This window comes from Priestia sp. 10L35 (assembly GCF_056395685.1).
Genome location: NZ_JBFTKA010000004.1, coordinates 239,875 through 262,931 on the forward strand (window position 1 = coordinate 239,875; position 23,057 = coordinate 262,931).

Sequence of the window (23,057 nt, forward strand, 5' to 3'; positions counted from 1 at the left end):
AAAGTGAAATTTTTATCCATTTAACTTAAAAGCAGGCTTCTCGTTGTGATGATAAAAAAAACAATGCTATAATGAAAACTTGAAAACTATAAGGAATAGGTTGATTTTGCATGAAAAAGACGTATACAAGACGATCTTTTTTGAAAGGACTAGCGTCTATTTCGTTAGGGTCTTTGCTCACCACGTCTTTTGGGTATACATATGCCAAATATATTGAGCCTAGACGTCTGCAAATTGTTCGTCATACAATTACTTCTAAAAATATTCCGAAAAGCTTTAACGGAATAAAAATTTTACAATTTAGTGATATTCATCTTGGACTCTCTTATGATTTATTACAACTAGAACAGCTTATGGTGACCATAAATAATTTGAAGCCTACTATTATATTATTTACCGGAGATTTAATGGATGTACCTAATGAATACCCGCATCCAGAAAGAATTCCCCCGATTTTACAGAGGCTTCAGGCTCCTCTTGGAAAATATGCTATATATGGTAACCATGATCACGGAGGATATGGAACAAATATCTATAAACAAGCCATTGAAGACGCAGGATTTAGACTTTTAGTAAATGAAGTTGACACGGTATCCATGGCTGATAAAAGCTACATTCATATTTGTGGACTCGATGATATTATGCTTGGGAATCCACAATATGAAGGAACGCTAGGGCAATTACAGCCGGATATTTTTTCTATTGCTATGATTCATGAACCGGACGTTGCTGTCAAAGCAGCTCCTTTTCCAGTAGATCTTCAGCTCTCCGGCCATAGTCATGGAGGCCAAATTCAAATTCCTTTTTACGGTCCTTTGATTACACCGCCCTTTGGGACGGTTTACCCTGAAGGAATGTACGAAGTTGGAGATTCTAAAATGAAGCTTTATGTGAATAGAGGCTTAGGAACCACTCGCATTCCTTTTCGTTTTTTAGCTACGCCTGAAATTACGCTTTTCACCCTGCAATCAACATAAAAACGCCCTTACGGGGCGTTTTTATGTTGATTGTCTTTTTTTAGCTGATCATGACCGCCTAATTCTAGTCTTACAGAAATAAACCAGGCTCAAAAACTTCCGTTCAGCCATACACTACAAAGACAACTGACAAGGAGGTTAAATTATGTACTATCAATATCCCTATACAGGATATCGTAATATTCCAAATGGTGACGAGCGCTTTTTTGGATTTCCTTTTGTTGCTGGCTTAGCTGGTGGGCTGCTTGGCGGACTAGCTGTTGGCGGTTTTGGAGGCAGACCTGGGTGCTGTCCACCACCTTATCCTTATCCAGTTCCGTTTTACGGCGGTGGATTTCCTGGAGGAGGCTTCCCTGGTGCCGGCTATGGAGGCGGTGCTCCTGTTTATAACACATACTACGGACCTGGATACGGTCCTGTTGGTCCCATCCCTAGATAATAACATGACTAAAAAGCCGAGCACTCGGCTTTTTAGTCATGTTATTCTTGATTGTCGCAAAGAGCATATTGACAAAAAATCTCTTGACTATTAATAGAGAGCTCATGGTCTTTTTTTATGACGTAATGATAATTCCCTTCTTGGTCTTGTTCTCGTGCTTTTACATTATCAGCAAGCATAACTTCAAGCCACTTCCACACTTTTTTTTTCAAATATGTATCCAAGATAGGAAATAAAATTTCTACTCGTTTCACCATATTTCTTGTCATCATATCTGCAGATGAAAAGAAAAACTTTTCCTGTTTATTATGATGAAAATAATAGATTCGGCTATGCTCTAAAAATCGTCCGACAATGCTTCTTACTCTTATATTCTCGCTAACGCCTTGAATTTGAGGGCGCAAGCAGCACGCTCCTCTAACAATGAGTTCGATTGTCACACCAGCTATAGAAGCTTCATATAGCTTCATAATTAAAATTTTATCCGTCAATGAGTTCATTTTCCCAATGATTTTTCCATTGCCATACCGTCTATGATAATGGATTTCCTGATCAATGAGATACAAAAAATCATTTCTTATATCAAATGGTGCAACGGATAAATGATGATATACTAGTTTTTGCGTATAGCCACTTAAGTAATTAAAAAAATTGGCCGCATCTATCCCGATGTTTCGGTTGACAGTAAAAAGACTTATATCCGTATAGATCTTTGCTGTGGCATCGTTGTAATTCCCAGTACCAAGATGAACAAACCGTTTAATATGCTCTCCTTCTCTTCTCACCACGAGCGTAATTTTACCATGCGTTTTTAAATGTGTCATTCCATATATCACGTGACACCCTGCCCGCTCTAGCTCTTTAGCCCATTGCACATTATTCTCTTCATCAAACCTCGCTTTTAGTTCAACTAGTACCGTCACTTGCTTACCTTTTGCAGCCGCTCGTTTTAATGCTTTAATAACGGGAGAATCTCCGCTTACCCTGTATAACGTTTGCTTAATAGCAAGCACATTTTCATCGTCTGCTGCACCGTTAACAAAATCGAGTACCGGCTTAAACGATTCATAAGGATGGTGAAGCAAAATATCTCTTTGAATCATTTGATCGAAAATATTTTGATCCGGGTGTAACTCTGTTGTAAGCTTAGGAATAAAGGCTTTTTCAGCCAACTCTTCATGCGTAGATTTAAGTAATCTATAAAACGAAAATAAACTGGTTAAATCCAGCTGTCCTTCGATCTCATACACATCTTCATCGTCAATTTCAAGTACTGACTCTAAATACGCTAGTACACCCTGATCATATGGACTCTTAATCTCAAGACGAACAGCCGCTCCCCATTTTCGCTTCTGTAACTCTTCTTCAATTTCTTTTAGTAAATCTTGAGCGTCTTCTTCGTGAATAGTCATATCTGCGTTGCGGGTAATTCGAAATTGAGAAACGGAAGAAACGCGATATCCCTTAAACAACTTCTTAATAAAATAGGCAATCACATCCTCTAGCAATACAAATAGACGGGTAGAATCTGATGTGGCTATTTCAATGTAGCGCGTTAGCATCGAAGGTACTTGAACGATAGCTAGCCTTCCTTTTATTTCAGCAATTTGCTGCTCATCATTTAAATTTTCTGAAAGGACGACTGCTAAGTTCAAGCTTTTATTCATCAACATAGGAAACGGCCGGTAGGTATCAATAGCCATAGGAGTTAATACGGGAAAGATTTGCTCGTCAAAATACTGTTCAAGCGTATCTAGATTTGATTTCTCCAACTTTTCAACCGCAATGATTTCCACGCCGTATTTCTGTAATTCGGGAAGAAGTGTATGAATATACGTCTCATACTGCTGCTTGACTAGATCGTGGTTTTGTTTAGAGATAGAAAATAGCTGCTGCTTAGGAGTTAAGCCTGCTTTGTTTTCAGGTTTGCTAAATCCAGCTTTCACTTGATCTTTTAATCCGGCTACCCGAATCATAAAAAACTCATCTAAATTTGAACTGAAAATTCCTAGAAATTTAAACCGCTCAAGCAAAGGGTTTTTCGTATCTACTGCTTCTTCCAGCACCCGCTTGTTAAAAGCCAGCCAGCTCAATTCACGATTATTGTAATAAGCTGAATCAGCCACTTGTATGGTTTGCCTATAAGTGCGATTACTTTCTAACATTAGCCTCACCTTCCAGGATAATGGATTTAATCTAGTTAGCTATACTGAATATTCTAACCGATTCAGCGTTATTCTAAAGCTTAGCAAATTCAAGAACAATATTTTTTTTCACTACTTTTTCTAGATGCTTTTTCTGTTTTTCAGCCTGATATTGTTCAGGACGAAAGTTTTTTGTACATAATAGTTTAATCGTAACTGTGTTTTCATCGCTTTTCATGTCAATATGTTGAATAACATTTCGCTTTGTTGCATGTAAACCGTCAGCTATTTTTAAAACCGCACCGAGCAGCTGGACTTTTTTTTGTTCTTCTTTTGTTAACCACTTTTTAAAAGGAGCAACATATTGCCTAAAAGAAGACTTTCCTTTATATGAAGAAACAAGTGCCAGCTTTAAACGTTCTCTATGTGAAATTCCATCGATTGTACGATTAGCAAGCACATAAAACGTATGCTGGCTGCTTGATTCGGCATCAATATACTCTCCTATATCATACACTTGCGCAGCTTTTATAAGAAGCGCTAAGTCATCCTCTTTTAAATCAACCGTTCCCTGCTCCTTAAGATGCTGAAACATCATAATAGCTGTGCGGGTAAGCTGTTTGACATAATCTTTATTTACTTCAAACTCTTCCATTATTTCTTGAAAACTTTGCTGTATGACATCCGGGTACATTGGCTGGATATTAGCATCAGACGCTTCCTTAAATAACACCCCTTCTCTTAAGCCTTTGCGGCTTAAGATGAAGCGAGTCGCGTTGACTGTTTCATATAATAATTGAAATACTTCAATCGCTGGCAAAATTGTATCCGCACGATCTTTTGACAAGCGGTCTAGCTTTTGAAGATTGTGATAAGACAATGAGCCTATAGCAGATTTCACATGCAATATATCAGCTAAGTTCATTTCATATTGATGCAATCCGGCGAGAGGATAGTGGATAAAACCTTGATGCACCTGCACCATACCTCTTGCACTTCCTCCAATTGCTACAATCGGAACTTGGCGATTTAAAATCCACGGAACAGTATGGAAATGCCGGATCACGAAATCGCGGATTTTTACTTTTTCTTCTGCAGTGGGAATATTGCCTTTGACGAACTGCAGACGCAGAGATAAGGCACCGAACGGAAAGCTGTGGTACTGCACTAACTCCCGATTGCGAAAATACGTAACTTCCGTACTTCCCCCGCCAATGTCAATTGTAATGGCTTCTTCGATCGAAGTGGAATGAATAACGGCAACAAAGCCGTAATACGCTTCTTCATCTTCAGACAATAGTTGAATAGAAAAGCCCGTTTCTTTTTTTACAAGCGCTAGAACTTCTTTTGCATTAGCCGCTTGACGGATGGTAGCTGTGGCCACACAGGTAACGTGCGGCAGCTGCTGATGCTTGATAATAACTCCAAATGTTTTAAGCGTATCAAGCAAGGTATATATTCCTTTAGCCGTTAACACTCCTTCTTTACTTAAATAATTTCGAAGCCGTGCAGCTACTTTCACGTTTTCAATTTGCTTAAATCCTCTGCCTTTTTTGTATTCATAAATAACAAGGCGTATCGTATTTGAACCTATATCAATCAGTCCATGTTTATAAGTCAATGTAATTTCAACACCTTTTTCAAAATAACTTTATGCTCACAAAAGTCACTTTTACTTTTTTCAACCGTATACTGTTACAACATAGTCATATATCAAAGGAGCGAAGTTAATGAGATATATAGTAAAGCGCGGTGAAACCTGGCAAAGCGTTTCAGGTGACTACCGGACTCCGGTTGAAGATCTGTGGATGGCTAATCCTTTTGTAAGCCATAGTACGCTGAAGCCTGGGCAAGTAATCATCATTCCAAACCTCCCTGATAAAGAGCTCATTCCTTACACGATCCACGTGTTTATTGCTGAAAAGCAGCTTGAATTACGAAGAAATAATATCATACAAAAAGTCTATCCCATTGCAGCAGGAAAAATGCTGAGCGCAACCCCTACTGGAGACTTTGTTATCGTTAACCGGGAGCCAAACCCCGGGGGGCCTTTTGGCACAATGTGGCTAAGCTTGTCTAAAAAGTCATATGGCATTCACGGAACAAATGATCCAAGTTCTATTGGAAAAGCCGTATCCAAAGGATGCATTCGCATGTATAATGCCCAAGTAAATGAGCTAGCTCAAATTGTGCCAAATGGGACTGGTGTTTATATTCGACCTTCTCGACGAATGGCTCAATAGTTCGGGATTTACTAATCAATGATGGTTTAACTGTGGGAACAGCATTTTTTTTAAAATAAAAAGTATGGCGTGCTGTTCCACTTTACTTGTATAAGGAAGCGTAACAAAACAAACCCTATACATAGGAAATTTCATTAATTACCAAAATACTTCTTCGTGTAATTATTTTCAAATGGGACAAGACACGCTATAATGAACGTATCAGCTTTCACCTTATAGGTTGAACAGCTGATATGATAGAAAGGGAGTGAACGTATGTCTCAAGCAAATGGACAAGGCTCTTTGACCCCGTCTGTATCTGAGATTGCACAAGCTATTTTCACTGTAAATCGTCACGCAAAAGCTGCTCCTGATCCTAAGCAGTTATATACGTTAAAGAAAATTGCATTAGATCAACTAATTTTAGAAGGAAAAGCCAAAAAAGAAGGACTTCACTTTTCGCCAAACCCTGGTAAAAGTCAACAAAAATCAGATGTACTTGTATCAGTTGGAGACTACTTTTTCCATATGCCTCCAAAGAAAGAAGACTTCAAAGAGTTATCACACCTCGGCCATTTAAACCATCAGTATCGAAATCCCAAAACGACTATGTCATTATCTTATGCGAAGCGCTTATTATCTAAATATACGGGTCATCTCGTACAGCCGGCTAAAAGCCCTGTTTCGACTCCAAGAAAACGGCAAGCACCTGTGTTTAAACCGCTGGGTAAAAGTTATTTTTAAAAAAGTGCCTGAAGTGGAGCAATCTGCTTTCAGGCACTTTTTTGTGATCCTACAAAATATAGAGATCGATCAACTCAACAAGCTCTCCGATTTCCGGCTTACTTACTTGTCCTTCCGCTCCTACCATCTTTCCCTTGTGACGTAAATCTTCTGTGATAAGAGAAGAGAAGATAATGACTGGAAGTATAGAAAGCTGAGGATTTTCTTTCACTTTTTTAGTTAAATGATGCCCATCCATTTGCGGCATTTCTATATCTGTAATAAGCAGCTGGACTTGATCACTGATTTCCACACCTTCATCGATCACTGAGCTCAGATAGTTCCACGCTTCCTCACCGTTCTCAAAAAATTCCGTGTTCTCATAACCTGCTTGTGCAAGAGTATCTTCAATCATTCGGCGCAGCAGCGGTGAGTCTTCAGCCACGACAATCTTTTTATTAGAGCGTTCCCTAGCCCCTAGCTTTTTGATTTTCGACTGATTAATACCCGCATCAGGGTTCACGTCAGAAATCAGCTTTTCAAAGTCTAACAGCAGAATCATTTGACCGTTTAATTTTACCACTCCAGTAATCTGCGTTTCCAAACCTTGATACAAATCTGAAGGCTTCTCAATTTCTTTCCAAGAAATACGGTGAATTTGCGTCACTGCATGGGTATGAAAGACAATTTTTTGCTGATTGAACTCTGTAACAATTAACTTATCTTTTTCCGGCTTATTTGAAGGTTCCATTTTTAACGCTTTTGCTATGTCAACAACAGGAAGTACTTCCCCTCTTAGCTCTATAATACCTTCTATGTAAGAATGCGCATTGGGAACAGGTGTAATAGATACGGGATTAATAATCTCTCTAACTTTTACTACATTAATGCCAAACCAAACATTTCCTATCTCAAATTCGACAATTTCCAGTTCGTTTGTACCACTTTCCAACAGTATTCCTTTATCTGGATTCATATACTTACTCCTCTCATCTCACCTGCTTATCTAATAGTCCATATTTCCCATTATAGTGACCGCCTCTTATATCCGTAAAGAAAAATTTTCTTATTTTGTTATCCTTTTTCCCTAAAACATATACATAAAATATTGTTTTACGAATTAACAGAATATTATATACTATATAAAAACATGAGCATCGATCCCTTTTGTCTCATCCTCTGCTCAGTTTTTTAATTGCTCTACTTTACTTCTCTATACTAGCTTATGAACTTGAGTCAAACGACTACTCCTATTCGAACGAGGTGTAATTTATGAACAGAGGATTACAAAAAGAAGAAACAAAAAAACGCATCCAAAAAGCCGCTATCTCTTTATTCCAACAGCAGGGATATCAAAAAACGACTGTGTCTCAAATTACCCATGAAGCGGGTGTAGCAAAGGGAACATTTTTTAATTACTTCAAAACAAAAGAAGAAGTTCTTCACTACCTTGGAATTAATTTTACAAACCGTATCTCCTACAAATTAGAACAGCTCCTTCAAACAGAAGAACCAACTGCTGCCATTGTTAAACAACTGTTTTTATTACTAGCACAATCAAACGAAGAAGCGAACCCTCACCTAATCCGTTCTTGGTTTCATATTGCTATTACCAACAGTTCCTTTCAACAATCCGAAATTCTTCAAATTGAAAAAATGCGTGCTCATTTTACAAAAGTTTTTCAAACAGGACAAGACCGAGGTGAACTTATAGTCGATATCCCTGCCGAAGAAATGGCTTCTATTGCTATACTTAATTTTTTTGGCACACTTCTTTACTGGTGTACCAACCAACCCGACTCTGCTACCCTTCAAGAAAGAATAGACAAGTCGGTTACTCTTCTATTTAGAGGGTTTCTTATTCATTCCTAAAAGCCTGTTCACAAATTTTTAACAAGAAATCGAAGATAGCTGTGGACTCTACAGCCAAAACGGTTTATACTACACAAAGTGAATGAATAATCTTAAAAGAAGGTGTTCGTAATATGAAAGGCTCCGTCATTCTTTTTAATGACGATAATGAAATGACCATTATTGAAAACGTAGAAGAAGCTGTATATCAAGATATTAAAGAACAAGAAGGCTCTGATCACTGCGTTGTAACATTGGACGATCATGAAGTTGATTTTGGCTACGTTTCTCCCGTTTATTGGCGTGAAGGCCAAATACACACTGACTAATATACAAGACCTGCATATATATGCAGGTCTTTTTATGCGCTTATTATTTTGAATCTAGAATTGAACGTGAAGCGAGGAATCTCTGATTTCCTAACACATACCTCAGCACATTCGCAGCTAAAAACAGGGTTAACAACTATATAGAAAGGGTACATTTCAAGTAATAGAAGCTGCGTTTTATTTTAAAAAAGGAGGTTTATGTTATGAGTTCTTATCGAAAAAATATGAATCACTATCCTCACTCATCTCAGTACACACCTTACCAACACTATTACGCGAAAGAAGCTGATCGTATTTTAACGACTATGAGTACAAACTTTAATAAACAGCATTTGAAATCTCTTATCGACGATGCGTTAGATAACAGAGACGAAGAACAATTTTATGAACTAACAACTGCTTATAATAAGCTATATAACGCCTAACTTAAAACCACTATTTGCAAAATGCGCAAATAGTGGTTTTTTACCTATTTTCATTGTGATAAAATGAGTTGAAAATACGCGGAAGGATTTGAAACCATGGAGCACTTAATCAATAAACGTGTCAAAGAAATTGAACTATCAGGAATACGTACATTTTATAATATGGTCTCACAATACCAAGATGTTTTATCCCTCACAATTGGACAACCTGACTTCTTAACACCACAGCATGTAAAAGAAGCGGCAAAATCTGCAATTGATGGTAACCAAACTTCTTATACCCACAATGCTGGAACAATAGAACTGCGCGAGGCAGCAGCTCAGTTTGTCAAAGAAAAATATGACTTGCACTATAACCCAGCGGATGAAGTGATTGTGACCATTGGAGCTAGTCAAGCAATTGACATTGCTCTTCGCACCATTTTAGAAGAAGATTCTGAAGTTATTTTACCTGGACCTGTTTACCCAGGATACGAACCGCTTATCCGGTTAAACGGCGCTAAACCTGTACATATTGATACAACCACAACAGGATTTCGACTAACAGCGGATTTAATCCAACAACATCTGACATCTAAAACAAGATGCGTCATCTTACCTTATCCGTCTAACCCTACAGGCGTGACGTTGTCACGGCAAGAATTAGAAGAAATTGCCGCTCTTTTAAGCGATAAAAATATTTTTGTACTATCTGATGAAATATACAGCGAGCTCGTTTTTGATAAAAAACATCAGTCCATTGCCTCCATTTCCTCTATGAGAGAGAAAACAATTGTTATTAACGGAGTATCAAAGTCTCATTCTATGACAGGCTGGCGAATTGGCCTTTTATTTGCTCCTTCTTATTTAGCCAAACATATTTTAAAAGTTCATCAATACAACGTGAGCTGTGCTTCTTCTGTCTCTCAAGCAGCTGCACTCGAGGCACTGACAGCAGGTAAAAACGATGCGGTGGATATGAAAAAAGAATACGAACAAAGGCTGAATTATGTGTATGACCGATTAGTAAACATGGGATTTGACGTAGAAAAGCCGACGGGTGCTTTTTATATCTTCCCTTCTATTCAGAACTTCCACAGCAATTCATTTGATTTTGCCCTGGAGTTAGTAAAAGAAGCAGGTGTTGCACTAGTACCCGGCAGCGCTTTTTCTTCCCACGGTGAAGGATATGTACGCCTGTCGTATGCGTATTCCATGAACACGCTGCGTGAAGCCTGTGATCGAATTGAAGCTTATCTTACATCTCGTCAATCACGCTAAGCCGATGGTAAGAAGTGTATGCATTTTTTTGTGAGTGACAGCACACAAGAGCGGGTATACTAGAAGCATATAAATTGACTTCAATAGTGTATCATTATAAAATGTGCATCGATTCACTAAAGAAATACATACTTTTAACGGAGGTTTTTATTATGACAAAAGATTTTTTTGATGTGGTAAATGAACGTACATCGATTCGAGAATATGACTCTTCAGCTAAATTAAGCAAAGAAGAATTAACGGAACTTTTAGAAGCAACAGTGAAGTCACCATCAGCTTGGAACTTACAGCACTGGCATTTCGTTGTTATTACAGACCAAGATGCGAAAGAACGTCTACTTCCAATTGCTTACAACCAAAAACAAATTACAGAAGCAGGCGCTGTAGTAGCTGTCTTAGGTGATTTAGAAGCCAATAAAAATGTAGATGACGTGTACAACCCACTAGTCGAAGCAGGTCACATGACAGAAGACGTAAAAAATATTTTGTCAGGACAAATTAACGGCGCTTATAAAAACGGTGCTTTCGCCCGCGATGCAGCGTTTACGAATGCTTCTCTTGCATCTATGACATTCATGCTTGCAGCAAAAGCAAAAGGATTAGACACTTGCTCAATGGGCGGATTTAACGCTCAAAAATTTGTAGAAGAATTTAAAATTGAGGATCGATACATTCCGGTTATGCTTATCTCAGTTGGAAAAGCGGCTAAAGAAGCACACGCTAGCGACCGTTTACCACTGGATCAAGTTACAACTTGGATTTAACAAAAAACCCTGCGGCTGCAGGGTTTTTCTATGTAACTAAATGGATTTCACCATGCCTCCGTCGATTAGAAACGACTGGCCTGTCATATATGAATTCGCTCCCGAGACAAAGAAAGCAACGGCTTTTGCAAACTCTTCAGGCTGACCGTAGCGTTTAAGAGGAATTTGTTTTCTCATCTCTTCTTCAATTTCTGAAACGTCTACTCCCAGTTTTTCAGCACGAGTAGTATCTAGCTCTTTCACTCGGTCTGTTGCAATTCTTCCTGGCGCAACCGTGTTAATTAAGATACCGTCCTCTGCTAGTTCTGAAGCAAGTGTTTTGGTAAGCCCCACGATTCCTGTACGGAAGGTATTTGACAGAATAAGTCCAGCAATTGGCTCTTTAATGGAAGAAGAAGCAATATTGACAATACGTCCTCCGCTCTTTTTCATAACGGGCACTACCTCACGAATGATACGAATATAACTGAGGAGATTTAACTCAAATGCATGCTTCCAATCATCATCTGTTAACGAAAGGAAGTTCCCTGCTTTAGGACCTCCTGTATTATTAATTAAAATATCAATGGTTCCAAACGTATCTACTGTATATTGAATAACATCTTGAATATCTTGAGTTTTCGTGACATCTGCCGTTTTATGTAACACTTGTCCGCTTCCAAGGTATGAAATCTCTTCCGCTACTTGGATTAGTTTCTCTTCTGAACGACTTGCAATCATAACGTTTGCGCCTTCTTCTGCGAGCCTGGCAGCAATCGCTTTGCCAAGCCCTTGGCTCGCCGCAAATACAAGCGCTGTTTTTCCTTTTAATTCAACATCCATTTCTTTCACCTCGTCTAATAGTTCGAATCTTTTTAACTTTATCACGTTCTCGTCAAATTCTTCAATAAATATGAAATAATTTCTTTTTTCCATATGGTATACTTAATTATCTGAAAATTATTACTTAAAGGAGGCAAAAAAGCAGTGTATAAAAAGCAATGCTTTGTCTTTCATCAAAATAAGCCTGTAACATGTACGGTACGATCCTATACATCAAATGACTTCGATGAGTTGATTCGGATTCAAGAAGAAAGCTTTCCCCCTCCTTTCCCTTCTGAATTATTATGGAGCAAAGATCAGTTAAATAACCATGTGTCCCTTTTTCCGGATGGAGCGCTATGCGTGGAGATAGACGGGACAATATGCGGATCTATCACAAGCGCGATTGTTTCAGTGGAAGGAAATGAGGCTCACACATGGGATGAAGTAACAGGAAGCGGATATATTCATACGCACGACCCTTCTGGTAATACGCTTTATGTAGTGGACGTATGCGTCACTCCTTCGCATCGATCGATGGGGCTTGGGAAGCTGCTTTTGCAGTCTTTATATGAAGTTGTGATTCATTACAAGTTAGAAAGGCTGCTTGGCGGGTGCCGCATCCCTGGATACGTATCAGTGTCTTCCTTGTACACGCCCGTTGAATACATGAACCTTGTATCAGCTGGAACTCTCTACGACCCGGTTATGACCTTTTTAATGCGCTGTGGCAGATCGCCTATTGGTCTCGCAGCAAACTATATTGAAGATGAAGATTCACACAACTACGCTGTACTAATGGAATGGAAAAATCCATTTTATACGGCTATTCAAAAAGAGGCTGGGACAAAAATATTTTAGCCCAAGTGAAAAACGAACCATTAATCAACACGTTTGATTAGTGGTTCGTTTTTTTGTGATGGTGAATATAGTTTTATCTGTTTCGTTCCTTTTAGCAGTCCAGCTCATCTATCTTATGTGTTCGTCTTTAGGTTGAATTCATTTAGTTATGTCTCAACCTCTTTTTAGATTATTGAACTTCTTCAATGCTCCACTCTAGCTCTTTATGAGTGAGAACAAGATGCGCCTGCAATTTACTCATCTCTTTGTGCTCAAACCGATCATTATACATTTCATTCATGTCGTCAAAGTCACCGATTGTATACAAAGGAATTTTAATATCTCTACGCGATTGCACCATGTGTTCAAAATCAATAAACAAACCGTCATTCGTTAAAGTAAGAAGCGTATTTGCTAACACGAGCGGCAATATTGGATATTCTAACTTCTTCCTTCTAAATACAAATCTTTTTTGCTTAATTTCTGACATTTTCAACGGAATGATTCGGCTTAAAATATGCTTCATATCATATACGTCTCGAAAATAGATTTTGTTATAAAATCCATCATCATGAGCTAAATAAACAAATTGATTACCGAGTTTATTATTAAATGGCGAATTGAGCGGTTTTTTTAAATGACCTAAATACAGCAGCGCTGCAATATCTTGAGGTTCTAACAAATCTAACGAAGATACATCCTCAAAATCAATCCAACAAAAATCACCATAATTATAAACATCATCTTCTGCTAAAAGATGAATTTGTTCTTCTTCTACGTAGTCCATATGGGTTTGGTAATGGTAATCACTGTCTTCAAAACCGTGCTTTAACAATAATATATTTGCAAGCGGCGTAGGAAGGGAATGATAAAACTCTTTAAATTCAATTCCATATGTAATAAAGCATTTTTTATTTACATGGCCATTAATATAAACGATATCTCTTATTTCATCTGCTTTACTCAACCGTTCTAACCACCTTATTGATTGATTCTGTGATCGATATGTAACCGTTCTACTGATTTATATATTATACTTCTAAAATAAACAATGTGTAAATATATATTGTTGGCAATTTCTTTTGTATTCACTGCCTCTTCTACTGATCATTTTATTTGATAGGAAAGAAAGGTATAGAGCTGATTGTGAATGTGGTAGAATGTGTGTATCTTATTAATTAGCATGTATGAACACGGAGGTATACAAAATGGATGTTCGCCATTTGCATTACTTAACAGAAGTGGCTAAACATAAAAATTTCACAAGAGCTTCTGAAGCGCTGCATATTTCGCAACCTTCTCTCAGTAAAATGGTTAAATCATTAGAAGAAGAGCTCGGCACACCTTTGTTTGATCGCGCTGGCAAACAAGTTCAGCTTACCGATGCAGGAATAATTGTGTACGAGCAAGCAGAAAGTATTTTATCTTCTCTCCGAGATTTATCGGATTCCCTCTATGATTTAATGCATTTAAAAAGAGGAACCATCAAAATAGGCATTCCCCCTATTGTTGGTACATTGTTTTTTCCTACTATTATTAAAGCATTTCGAGAGCAATATCCTGAGATTCATATTCAATTAGTGGAATATGGCGCTAAAAGAATGCAAAAATTTGTGGAACAAGGAGAAGTGGATGTGGGCGTAGTTTTACTTCCAGTTGATGAAAACATGTTTTTTACGACTCCTTTAGCCCGAGAAACACTACAGCTTGTTGTTCATAAATCTCATCCGTTGGCTCAGCATTCTACGATTTCATTAAAAGAGTTAAAAGACGAAACGCTTATTTCCTTTCATGAAGACTTCACCATGCATGAAATGGTCTATAACGAATGTTTAAAAAATGGATTTACACCTAATATTGCTTTTAAAAGCTCTCAGTGGGACTTCATTGGAGAGCTGGTAGCTGCTAATCTCGGCATTGCTCTTTTCCCTTATTCATTATGTGAAAAGCTTGATTTGGAGCATGTGAAAGTAATTAATCTCGAGAATGCTATTCCGTGGGAAATTGCTTTAATCGTAAAAAAAGATCGCTATATCTCTTATGCTACACAGGCTTTTATTGATTATATTAAAAGTACAGTTTAACAAAGCGGAGACCAAAAGTAGTTTAATTAAAAATCCGAACGAGTTTGATTCTTGATAGAAAATCCAACTCGTTCGGATTTTTTTCATGGCGGTGTAACATGTCATTCATACTAAATCATTTATCCCATTGGTTCGTCTTTAAATTGAATTGATTTAGGCATGTCTCCATCTCTTTTATTAAATAATTAGACCTTATATTTCACAAACTCTTTTTTGAAAAGGTTACCAACGCATTTGTAAAGAGATTTCTTTCAACTATAACTAAAAAGAATAGTTATCATAGTTATTATATATTTCATATTATAGTCGATTTTTTGTAAGATAAGTGTGTAGCATTCATTTACTGAAGTTGTATCCCCATTTGCAAAATCCAAATAGTTTCTCTTTTCCCATGATGGAGTCGTCTTTTCAGCATAGACGACTCCATTATTGTCTCAACAAACTAGGAATGAATGAATAAAAACATAAATAAAGGAGGCTAATCATGAAACTGATTATGGTGATTTTACAGATTTTATTACTAACGGCTCTGTTTTTAATAGGAGAAAGTATTTCACAATGGTTTGACCTCCCAGTGCCAGGTAGTATCATCGGATTTTTCTTACTGTTTTTCTTACTGTACTTTAAAGTAATTAAATTAAACTGGGTTGAACAAGGTGGAACACTGTTAGTGGGAGAACTATTACTATTTTTCATACCAGCCGTCGTTGGACTCATCAATTATGGAGATGTATTGATGCATTTTGGAATCCAGATTGTGATTATTATCACAATCAGTACGATTATTGTGATGTCTATAACGGGAATCATTGCAGAACATATTTCAAGAAGAAAGGAAGGTTCGCTAAAATGACATTACTCACATGGATTGCTCTTCCGCTTACACTGCTCGTTTATGTCGGTACAAAAGTGCTCTATAAAAAATATAAGTCTATGCTAGTTTCCCCTATTTTACTAGCCCCCATTCTTTTAATTGGCATCTTATTAGTGACGAATGGCTCTTATGATCATTATAAGCAAGGTGCCAGTGCTATTAGCTTTATGCTTGGACCAGCAACCGTTGCTTTTGCTGTTCCTATGTTTAAGTATTTTGATTTACTCAAAAAACACCGTGTTGAAATCAGCTTAAGCGTAGGGCTCGGCACGTTTGCTGCCATGATATCTTCCATGCTGTTAGCATTAGTGTTTCATTTACAATCAACGCTGGTTCATAGCTTGATTCCAAGATCGGTTACGATTCCTATTGCTGTTAATGTATCTCAGACGCTAGGAGGAGATCCGAATATTACCATTATGTTTGTGATTATAACCGGTGTAGTAGGATGTATGGTCGCTCCAAAACTGATTAAGCTCCTCGCACTGCACTCTTCTCTAGCAAGAGGTCTTCTTTTAGGAGTAGCTTCTCATGGGACAGGTACAGCAAGAGCTTTTGAATTTGGAAAAATTGAAGGTACTTTTTCTAGCCTTGGCATGATCGTAGCAGCACTTCTTACAATGCTATTTGCGAATATGCTTCTGCCTACTATTTTCGCTTAAAAGATAAAAAAGGTGTGATCATATATGATCACACCTTTTTATTATCCAATATGAAAAGTTGATTTTACGAACTCAATAACTTCTTCCGTAGAAGACATTGATAGAATTGTATCTAAATGAGGTTCGATATCAGCTTTTGATAATTGACGGATTTGAGAACGAGCTTTCAGAATAGATGTTGCACTCATTGAGAATTCATCTAAGCCTAAACCTAAAAGAATTGGAATTGCAATCTCATCTCCTGCCATCTCTCCACACATGCCTACCCACTTACCTTCTTTGTGAGCCGCTTTGATTACCATATTCACCAAGCGAAGAATCGCTGGGTTATACGGTTGATATAAATAAGACACGCGCTCATTCATGCGGTCAGCAGCAAGCGTGTATTGAATTAAATCATTTGTTCCGATAGAGAAGAAATCTACTTCTTTAGCAAATAAATCTGCGATTACCGCTGAGGAAGGAATCTCTACCATCATCCCTACTTCGATGTCTTCCGAAACTTGTACGCCTTCTTGTTGAAGTTTAGCTTTTTCTTCTAAAAGAATAGCTTTTGCTTGACGGAACTCATCAACAGTAGCAATCATAGGAAACATAATTTTCAGATTACCGTATACGCTTGCACGTAGAAGCGCACGAAGCTGTGTACGGAACATGTCTTGCATCTCTAGACATAAGCGAATGGCACGGAATCCTAAGAATGGGTTCATTTCTTTTGGTAGATTTAAATAAGGAAGCTCTTTGTCTCCACCAATATCAAGAGTACGAACAACCACTGGTTTGCCTTCCATACGTTCAAGAACTGTTTTATAAGAAGTAAACTGCTCTTCTTCCGTCGGAAGATCTTCGCGGCCCATATATAAGAATTCTGTACGATAAAGGCCAACGCCTTCGCCGCCGTTTTCTAATACGCCTTTTACATCTTCTGGTGTACCAATGTTAGCTGCAAGTTCAACGTGATGATCATCAGCTGAAACCGTTTTTTCATTTACAAGCTTAGCCCACTCAGCTTTTTGTTCTGCATACTCAGCGGCTTTTTTCTCGTAAGCTTTTACCGTTTCTTCGCTTGGATCAACGATAACTTCGCCATCTAAACCATCAACAATTACTAATACGCCGTTTTGAATGTCTTCCATAACTGTTTTTGCACCTACAACAGCTGGGATCTCCATGGAACGCGCCATAATTGCTGAGTGAGAAGTACGTCCGCCAATATCTGTTGTAAATCCTTTTACGAACTTACGATTTAACTGTGCTGTATCAGACGGCGTTAAATCTTCTGCGATAATGACAACTTCTTCTGCGATTAAGCTTGGATTTGAAACGTTTACACCTAAAAGATGAGCTAATACACGTTTTGTTACATCACGGATATCAGCAGCACGTTCTTTCATATATTCGTTGTCCATTGACTCAAACATATTAATGAACATTGCCGCTACTTCATCAAGTGCATGTTCAGCGTTTACATTTTCATTTGTAATTTTATCTTTAATTGGATTAATAAGTTCAGGATCGCTTAGAACTAATAAGTGAGCTTCAAAGATTTCTGCTTTGTCATCTCCAAGTTCTTTACGAGCATGCTCTCTAATAATTTCAAGTTCTGATTTCGACTTTTCTAGCGCAGCTTCTAGACGTGCTACTTCTGCTTCAACTTCAGTTACTGATTTTTTTTCAACGGTTAATTCTGGATTTTCTAGACGAAATGCTTTAGCAATAGCAATGCCGCTAGAAGCGGCAATGCCTTGAATTTCCTTTGTCATTATTCGCCTAATCCTTCTTTGCTCATTGTATCTTCAAGAGCAGCAAGTGCATCTGCTTCGTCAGAACCTTCTGCAGAGATAGTGATTGTAGCGCCTTTTTGAATACCTAAAGACATAACGCCCATGATTGATTTTAAGTTTACAGTTTTACCGTTGAATTCTAAGTTGATATCAGAATCAAATTTGCTTGCTGCTTGTACTAAAGTTGTTGCTGGACGTGCGTGAATTCCTGAGTCTGCTGTTACTGTAAATGTTTTTTGTGCCATGTTAAATCAATCTCCTTTTTACTTTGAAATGTTAATAATATTTGCTTCTTGTTGAGAAACTTGGCCCTGCTTTAAGATATCAATTTTTTCATCAGCTTGTAAATTCGTGAAAATGATCGGCGTAATCGTCGATGGCGCATTTTCTTTTACAAAGTCTAAATCAATTTTCAATAGAGGCTGTCCTTTTTTCACTTCATCGCCTTGGGCAACTAAAGCTTCAAAACCTTCGCCTTTTAAATTAACTGTATCAATACCAACGTGAATTAAAATTTCACGTCCAGTCGTTGATTCAATACCTAAAGCATGTTTCGTCGGGAATAAGTTTACTATTTTTCCGTCCACTGGTGCAACTACTGTGCCTGTTTTCGGAATAATCGCAAAACCGTCACCCATTAATTTTTGTGAAAATACCTGATCTGGTACTTCCGATAAAGGTACCAATTCTCCCTCAATCGGTGAAACAATATCATTACCATTATCGCTTCCTACTTCAGATGTTGCAACAGGTTTTTCAATTGTTTTTGTCTCTTCTTTTGTGACAACCGGTGTTTTGCCATTCATAATGTCTTGAATTTGACCTTTTAACGTGTCAGATTTCGGACCGAAAATAGCTTGAATATTGTTACCAACTTCAAGAACACCAGCTGCTCCAAGTTTTTTCAAGCGGTTTTTATCAACATTACCCACATCATCTACTGATACACGCAAACGCGTAATACAAGCATCTAAATGTGTAATGTTTTCTTTACCGCCAAGTGCTGCTAAAACATTTGTTGGAAGCTCTGCTGCTTCTACTTTTACATCTTCTTCTCCTTCTTCTTTATCTTCACGACCCGGTGTTTTTAAGTTAAATTTACGGATTGCAAAGCGGAAACCGAAGTAGTAAATAACTGCTAGAACTAAACCTACTGGAATAACTAGCCACCATGCTGTACGGTTTTGCATAACTCCAAATAGAACGTAATCGATAACCCCACCTGAGAATGTCATACCGATTTTAACATTTAATAATTGCATAACCATAAATGATAAACCAGCAAATACTGCGTGAATTGCAAATAGTACTGGTGCTACGAATAAGAATGAGAACTCAAGCGGCTCTGTAATACCCGTTAAGAAAGATGTTAAAGCAGCTGAACCCATGATACCAGCTACATATTTTTTGTTTTCAGGACGAGCTTCGTGATAAATCGCAAGAGCTGCTGCTGGCAATCCGAACATCATGAACGGGAATTTACCAACTTGGAATGTTCCTGCTGTTAAAGGCACGCCATCTGCTAATTGAGCAAAGAAAATCTTTTGGTCACCGTGAATATGTTGACCTGCTTTATTAACGTAATCACCAAACTCAAACCAGAACGGAGAGTAGAATATGTGATGAAGTCCAAATGGAATTAATGAACGTTCAATCAATCCAAATACAAAAGCTGATAAAGTTGGGTTTGCATCAATCATGTTAGTAGAGAAAGCATTTAATCCGCTTTGAATTGGCGGCCAAATGAAAATCATAATAACACCTAAAACAATTGAAAATACCCCAGTAATGATTGGTACAAATCGTTTTCCCGCAAAGAACCCTAAATAAGATGGTAATTCAATATTGAAATAACGATTATACATGGATGAAGCTAAAATACCTACTATGATACCCCCGAATACACCTGTAGCTAACGTAGGAATTCCCAAGATGCTAGTGTAAGCTGGATTGGCACCCATTTTGTCAGGATCTAGTTGTCCTGTAGCAACTAAGATTGTGCTCATCGTTTTGTTCATAATTAAGTAGCCTACGATTGCAGCAATACCTGCTACACCGTCACCACCAGCTAAACCAACGGCAACACCAACGGCAAACAATAGCGATAAGTTGTCAAATACAATTTGACCCGCTTGCGACAAAACATTTGAAACCAATTGAACCCAGTCTGCACCAAGTGCCGGTACTGCATCCAACAATGTAGGGTTTTGAAGCGCTGTCCCTACTCCAAGTAAAATCCCTGCTGCCGGTAAAATCGCAACCGGTAACATAAGCGCTTTTCCGACTTTTTGTAATACTCCAAAAAGTTTTTTAAACATGGCGCTTACCTCCTTTTATATATTTAGTGTGCAACAAGCTATTTATTTGATACGTGAATCATTAACGCGCTTTCATAAAACGCTTTCTTTAACTAGAAAACTCCTTACATCTCCTGGTGTCCTGAAGCCTAAGCTTTAAATGATTGCGCTTTCTTATAACAAAAAAAGGCATGAGGAAAAAGAAACGATAAATGGATACACTCATCCAATTACACATCGCTTCATTTCTCACTCATGCCTGATCGTATCAGTAACACGTATTGAAATGATTTTATAAATCCGTTTTTGTTATAAGTCGCTGCAGATGCATCGTTAAATAAACTGCTTCTGCTTCATACACAGGTAAATGTAACGCTTGCTGCATTACTTTTATCACTTTCCAAGACACATTGTAACACAGAGGATATTCTTCTTTCAATAGCAAAGCAATTTTTTTTGGCTCTTCTATTTTTTCTCCTGTTTTTACTCGATCAATCGCAAAATGCAAATGACGAATCAATCTCATATAGTGCACAGATTCTTTGTCTACCTGCAGATGAAGCGATTCTTCAATCACATTAATAATCGTTTGAATAAGCTGCGAGTCTTGATTCACTTCCAGCAGGTTTTTTTCAGTCAGCGCACTGTGGATATGAAGTGCAATAAAACCAATTTCTCCTACTGGAAGCTGCACGCCTATTTTGCGACTAATAATTTCTACCACTTCAGATGCGATCGTATATTCCTCTGGATATAAAGCTTTGGTTTCAAGTAAAAATGGATTTTTAAGCCCCATTCCCTGCTGAAAACGTTTTATCGCAAACGCGATATGGTCCGTCAATGAAATGTGTATATGCTCGTTCAAAGGAATGTTAACACGCTTTTGAATGTGCGTTACAATATCATTCATCATTTCAATCACGTCTTCATCCACTTGCGCTAAAAGCTGCTTGTACTGTTCTTGCTCTTCTTCACTCTTTAACAAAAACATTTTCTCCACGGCTTTTGCATCGATTTCATCGCCTTTTTTCTTATTGAACCCTATTCCTTTCCCAATTAGCACAACTTCATCATAGGTAAGGTGTTTAGCAATTAATACATTATTATTAAGTACCTTTTCTACAAAAAAGGACTCTTTCACGAATCCTTCACTCCCCTGTTTCGGCTTTCTATTATTTGCTTTCCTATCTTACAAATAATACGCATAACCGTCAATTCATTTTTCTTTGTTTCAAATATTATTGAACTAAACTATTTGAGTTACGTATTATCTTAGTAGTTCTTTACTGGAAACGCAACGTCTTTTTTGCTCGTCCCATAACAATTTTTCATAATAAAGTTTTGAAGCATAACGCTCAGAATGAATACACCCGCTTGTAAAAGCGTAAAAAGAACAAGTGAAGTGGTAATAGATACCAGCAACACCCCATAGTGAATCAGCAAAATATCTACTATACGCAGCCCCGCTATAATCATTCCAGCTCCAACAAAAAATTCTTTGGCTACACTCCAAACGAGGAGAATTGTAACAATACAAACGTAAATCATCGTTGCATTTACGGAATCATGAGTAGCGGACGCAAACCATCCCGTATAAAACCAATTATTATGAAAATATGCTAACAGCATAAACATAATAGTAGAAGTAATGGCGAGCGTTCCGAGAAAAAATGTAGCGTAATGCACAAATGTCATATACCGTTCTGTTAGCCATACATACCAAATCTTTGAAATGCTAAAGCCTATAGTCATTAAAACGCCTGTATAAACTGTTTTCCACCAGTGATGTGTATAAATATCCCAGTGTAAAAATAATTCTTCAATCCCCATAAACATAGCTGAAATGAATAAAATATAGCGAAATTTTAATTGATAAGCAGCTACCACCATAGCCATGATGGGAAAAGCAAACGCTTGAGAAGTTAAGGACCCAAACAAATTATCAAAATATTCATTGGTCATAAAATCAGGATCGTAATCGTAACTTTCAAACAACACAAATACAATATATTCTAGTACATAAGCCATTCCAATGATAAAAAAAAGCAAAACGACTAGCTTTTTATCTTTTTTACGTATGAATACTGTAAGCAAAACGGCTGTGCTGATAATAATCAATGCAAAAAAAGCAGTATAATGAGGCATAGACGTCTCCCTGTTACGACCTAATTATTACTTAGAGTAAGACGTTTTAGCCAAATTATACATAGCTAGCTTCTATTCAAAAGAGCTTGAGACAAAACTACATCAATCCAATCTAAAGGCGAACAAACGGGATACATGAGACAGTATAGATCGCTTTCTACACTGCAGTTGATTTCCGTGCAAGACTTCGCTTTCCGCGGGCGGCCGCTGAGCCTCCTCGTTGCCTACGCTTCTGCGGGGGCACACTTCTTCCGCTTTCCCGCAGAAGTCTTCGCCTGACCTTTTAATCTACATCTAGAAGCCACTACATACCTGAAACCTGCGTTCACCCTACCAATGAAAAAATCCGAACGACTCATCGTTCGGATCTTCCTTCAACTAACATACTTTTGTTTCAGCCTCTTTTAACTCTTCAGCTTATAAAAACTGGAATGGT

General features: G+C 37.8%; 23 protein-coding genes. 13 read left to right on the forward strand and 10 right to left on the reverse strand.

Annotated elements, in window-relative coordinates; all coding sequences use genetic code 11:
* The first annotated feature begins 110 nt into the window (after positions 1-110).
* Both AC1DEF_RS16835 and AC1DEF_RS16840 read left to right on the forward strand, forming a co-directional pair.
* Positions 111-977 carry a metallophosphoesterase gene (locus AC1DEF_RS16835; protein ID WP_477727450.1) on the forward strand — a complete coding sequence of 289 codons (867 nt, stop codon included), beginning with the start codon at positions 111-113 and terminating at the stop codon, positions 975-977.
* Positions 978-1,122: 145 nt separating this feature from the next.
* Positions 1,123-1,416, forward strand: a complete 294-nt coding sequence (locus tag AC1DEF_RS16840; RefSeq protein WP_043979576.1) for a hypothetical protein — start codon at positions 1,123-1,125, stop codon at positions 1,414-1,416.
* A gap of 41 nt (positions 1,417-1,457) precedes the next feature.
* Here AC1DEF_RS16840 and AC1DEF_RS16845 read toward each other — a convergent pair whose 3' ends face one another.
* A complete protein-coding gene (locus tag AC1DEF_RS16845; RefSeq protein ID WP_477727451.1) occupies positions 1,458-3,581 on the reverse strand; it encodes an RNA degradosome polyphosphate kinase in 2,124 nt (707 codons plus the stop codon).
* 73 nt (positions 3,582-3,654) lie between these two features.
* Positions 3,655-5,181, reverse strand: a complete 1,527-nt coding sequence (locus tag AC1DEF_RS16850; protein WP_097823998.1) for a Ppx/GppA family phosphatase — start codon at positions 5,179-5,181, stop codon at positions 3,655-3,657.
* 109 nt (positions 5,182-5,290) lie between these two features.
* Here AC1DEF_RS16850 and AC1DEF_RS16855 point away from each other — a divergent pair, with 109 nt between their 5' ends.
* Positions 5,291-5,803, forward strand: coding sequence for a L,D-transpeptidase family protein (locus tag AC1DEF_RS16855; protein ID WP_016763420.1), 513 nt, complete (start codon positions 5,291-5,293; stop codon positions 5,801-5,803).
* Between the two features lie 255 nt (positions 5,804-6,058).
* Positions 6,059-6,526, forward strand: a complete 468-nt coding sequence (locus AC1DEF_RS16860; RefSeq protein ID WP_013056025.1) for a YkyB family protein — start codon at positions 6,059-6,061, stop codon at positions 6,524-6,526.
* A gap of 49 nt (positions 6,527-6,575) precedes the next feature.
* Here AC1DEF_RS16860 and AC1DEF_RS16865 read toward each other — a convergent pair whose 3' ends face one another.
* Positions 6,576-7,481, reverse strand: coding sequence for a chemotaxis protein (locus tag AC1DEF_RS16865; RefSeq protein WP_097823999.1), 906 nt, complete (start codon positions 7,479-7,481; stop codon positions 6,576-6,578).
* Positions 7,482-7,777: 296 nt separating this feature from the next.
* On the opposite strand from AC1DEF_RS16865, the gene AC1DEF_RS16870 reads away from it, so the two are divergent.
* The 5 genes from AC1DEF_RS16870 to AC1DEF_RS16890 all read left to right on the forward strand — a co-directional run bounded on the left by AC1DEF_RS16870 (position 7,778) and on the right by AC1DEF_RS16890 (position 11,134).
* Complete coding sequence (locus AC1DEF_RS16870) at positions 7,778-8,377, forward strand: TetR/AcrR family transcriptional regulator (protein WP_043979581.1); 600 nt, start codon at positions 7,778-7,780, stop codon at positions 8,375-8,377.
* A gap of 113 nt (positions 8,378-8,490) precedes the next feature.
* Positions 8,491-8,685: a hypothetical protein gene (locus AC1DEF_RS16875; RefSeq protein ID WP_013056022.1), complete on the forward strand. Its 195-nt coding sequence runs from the start codon at positions 8,491-8,493 to the stop codon at positions 8,683-8,685.
* A gap of 203 nt (positions 8,686-8,888) precedes the next feature.
* Entirely contained in the window at positions 8,889-9,110 is a 222-nt protein-coding gene (locus AC1DEF_RS16880) for an IDEAL domain-containing protein (protein WP_013082268.1), read from the forward strand.
* Between the two features lie 96 nt (positions 9,111-9,206).
* Positions 9,207-10,370 carry an aminotransferase A gene (locus AC1DEF_RS16885; protein ID WP_097824000.1) on the forward strand — a complete coding sequence of 388 codons (1,164 nt, stop codon included), beginning with the start codon at positions 9,207-9,209 and terminating at the stop codon, positions 10,368-10,370.
* Positions 10,371-10,522: 152 nt separating this feature from the next.
* On the forward strand, positions 10,523-11,134 hold the full coding sequence (locus AC1DEF_RS16890) for a nitroreductase family protein (RefSeq protein WP_025749407.1): 612 nt from the start codon (positions 10,523-10,525) through the stop codon (positions 11,132-11,134).
* Positions 11,135-11,170: 36 nt separating this feature from the next.
* Here the strand turns inward: AC1DEF_RS16890 and AC1DEF_RS16895 are convergent, their stop codons facing one another.
* The gene (locus tag AC1DEF_RS16895) at positions 11,171-11,956 is read right to left on the reverse strand and encodes an SDR family oxidoreductase (RefSeq protein WP_097824001.1); all 786 of its coding nucleotides are present in this window, start codon (positions 11,954-11,956) and stop codon (positions 11,171-11,173) included.
* A 144-nt stretch (positions 11,957-12,100) separates the two neighbouring features.
* On the opposite strand from AC1DEF_RS16895, the gene AC1DEF_RS16900 reads away from it, so the two are divergent.
* Positions 12,101-12,796 (forward strand): GNAT family N-acetyltransferase, encoded by a 696-nt coding sequence (locus AC1DEF_RS16900; protein ID WP_043979589.1) that lies wholly within the window; start codon positions 12,101-12,103, stop codon positions 12,794-12,796.
* A gap of 169 nt (positions 12,797-12,965) precedes the next feature.
* On the opposite strand, the gene AC1DEF_RS16905 is transcribed toward AC1DEF_RS16900, so the two are convergent.
* Complete coding sequence (locus tag AC1DEF_RS16905) at positions 12,966-13,742, reverse strand: hypothetical protein (protein WP_013056016.1); 777 nt, start codon at positions 13,740-13,742, stop codon at positions 12,966-12,968.
* A gap of 241 nt (positions 13,743-13,983) precedes the next feature.
* On the opposite strand from AC1DEF_RS16905, the gene AC1DEF_RS16910 reads away from it, so the two are divergent.
* The 3 genes from AC1DEF_RS16910 (at position 13,984) to AC1DEF_RS16920 (ending at position 16,395) form a co-directional block, all read left to right on the forward strand.
* Positions 13,984-14,859, forward strand: coding sequence for a LysR family transcriptional regulator (locus AC1DEF_RS16910; RefSeq protein WP_043979592.1), 876 nt, complete (start codon positions 13,984-13,986; stop codon positions 14,857-14,859).
* A gap of 484 nt (positions 14,860-15,343) precedes the next feature.
* Complete coding sequence (locus AC1DEF_RS16915; protein ID WP_097824002.1) at positions 15,344-15,712, forward strand: CidA/LrgA family holin-like protein; 369 nt, start codon at positions 15,344-15,346, stop codon at positions 15,710-15,712.
* The gene (locus AC1DEF_RS16920) at positions 15,709-16,395 is read left to right on the forward strand and encodes an LrgB family protein (protein WP_013056013.1); all 687 of its coding nucleotides are present in this window, start codon (positions 15,709-15,711) and stop codon (positions 16,393-16,395) included. Before AC1DEF_RS16915 ends, AC1DEF_RS16920 begins: the two co-directional genes overlap by 4 nt.
* Positions 16,396-16,436: 41 nt before the next feature.
* Here the strand turns inward: AC1DEF_RS16920 and ptsP are convergent, their stop codons facing one another.
* The 5 genes from ptsP to AC1DEF_RS16945 form a co-directional block, all read right to left on the reverse strand.
* Positions 16,437-18,158 (reverse strand): phosphoenolpyruvate--protein phosphotransferase, encoded by a 1,722-nt coding sequence (ptsP, locus tag AC1DEF_RS16925; RefSeq protein WP_477727452.1) that lies wholly within the window; start codon positions 18,156-18,158, stop codon positions 16,437-16,439.
* Complete coding sequence (locus tag AC1DEF_RS16930; protein WP_013056011.1) at positions 18,158-18,424, reverse strand: phosphocarrier protein HPr; 267 nt, start codon at positions 18,422-18,424, stop codon at positions 18,158-18,160. Before AC1DEF_RS16930 ends, ptsP begins: the two co-directional genes overlap by 1 nt.
* 18 nt (positions 18,425-18,442) lie before the next feature.
* On the reverse strand, positions 18,443-20,497 hold the full coding sequence (ptsG, locus tag AC1DEF_RS16935) for a glucose-specific PTS transporter subunit IIBC (RefSeq protein WP_013056010.1): 2,055 nt from the start codon (positions 20,495-20,497) through the stop codon (positions 18,443-18,445).
* Between the two features lie 271 nt (positions 20,498-20,768).
* Complete coding sequence (gene glcT / locus AC1DEF_RS16940; RefSeq protein ID WP_013056009.1) at positions 20,769-21,617, reverse strand: glucose PTS transporter transcription antiterminator GlcT; 849 nt, start codon at positions 21,615-21,617, stop codon at positions 20,769-20,771.
* 131 nt (positions 21,618-21,748) lie between these two features.
* Complete coding sequence (locus AC1DEF_RS16945; protein WP_097824004.1) at positions 21,749-22,621, reverse strand: hypothetical protein; 873 nt, start codon at positions 22,619-22,621, stop codon at positions 21,749-21,751.
* Positions 22,622-23,057: the final 436 nt, after the last annotated feature.

Coding starts and splice junctions, on each gene's coding strand:
- AC1DEF_RS16835 (WP_477727450.1), top strand. CDS start 111: ATGAAAAAGACGTATACAAGACGATCTTTTTTGAAAGGACTAGCGTCT.
- ptsP (WP_477727452.1), bottom strand. CDS start 18,158: ATGACAAAGGAAATTCAAGGCATTGCCGCTTCTAGCGGCATTGCTATT.
- AC1DEF_RS16855 (WP_016763420.1), top strand. CDS start 5,291: ATGAGATATATAGTAAAGCGCGGTGAAACCTGGCAAAGCGTTTCAGGT.
- AC1DEF_RS16890 (WP_025749407.1), top strand. CDS start 10,523: ATGACAAAAGATTTTTTTGATGTGGTAAATGAACGTACATCGATTCGA.
- AC1DEF_RS16845 (WP_477727451.1), bottom strand. CDS start 3,581: ATGTTAGAAAGTAATCGCACTTATAGGCAAACCATACAAGTGGCTGAT.
- AC1DEF_RS16920 (WP_013056013.1), top strand. CDS start 15,709: ATGACATTACTCACATGGATTGCTCTTCCGCTTACACTGCTCGTTTAT.
- AC1DEF_RS16865 (WP_097823999.1), bottom strand. CDS start 7,481: ATGAATCCAGATAAAGGAATACTGTTGGAAAGTGGTACAAACGAACTG.
- AC1DEF_RS16895 (WP_097824001.1), bottom strand. CDS start 11,956: ATGGATGTTGAATTAAAAGGAAAAACAGCGCTTGTATTTGCGGCGAGC.
- ptsG (WP_013056010.1), bottom strand. CDS start 20,497: ATGTTTAAAAAACTTTTTGGAGTATTACAAAAAGTCGGAAAAGCGCTT.
- AC1DEF_RS16870 (WP_043979581.1), top strand. CDS start 7,778: ATGAACAGAGGATTACAAAAAGAAGAAACAAAAAAACGCATCCAAAAA.
- AC1DEF_RS16875 (WP_013056022.1), top strand. CDS start 8,491: ATGAAAGGCTCCGTCATTCTTTTTAATGACGATAATGAAATGACCATT.
- AC1DEF_RS16915 (WP_097824002.1), top strand. CDS start 15,344: ATGAAACTGATTATGGTGATTTTACAGATTTTATTACTAACGGCTCTG.
- AC1DEF_RS16910 (WP_043979592.1), top strand. CDS start 13,984: ATGGATGTTCGCCATTTGCATTACTTAACAGAAGTGGCTAAACATAAA.
- AC1DEF_RS16885 (WP_097824000.1), top strand. CDS start 9,207: ATGGAGCACTTAATCAATAAACGTGTCAAAGAAATTGAACTATCAGGA.
- AC1DEF_RS16930 (WP_013056011.1), bottom strand. CDS start 18,424: ATGGCACAAAAAACATTTACAGTAACAGCAGACTCAGGAATTCACGCA.
- AC1DEF_RS16945 (WP_097824004.1), bottom strand. CDS start 22,621: ATGCCTCATTATACTGCTTTTTTTGCATTGATTATTATCAGCACAGCC.
- AC1DEF_RS16880 (WP_013082268.1), top strand. CDS start 8,889: ATGAGTTCTTATCGAAAAAATATGAATCACTATCCTCACTCATCTCAG.
- AC1DEF_RS16840 (WP_043979576.1), top strand. CDS start 1,123: ATGTACTATCAATATCCCTATACAGGATATCGTAATATTCCAAATGGT.
- AC1DEF_RS16860 (WP_013056025.1), top strand. CDS start 6,059: ATGTCTCAAGCAAATGGACAAGGCTCTTTGACCCCGTCTGTATCTGAG.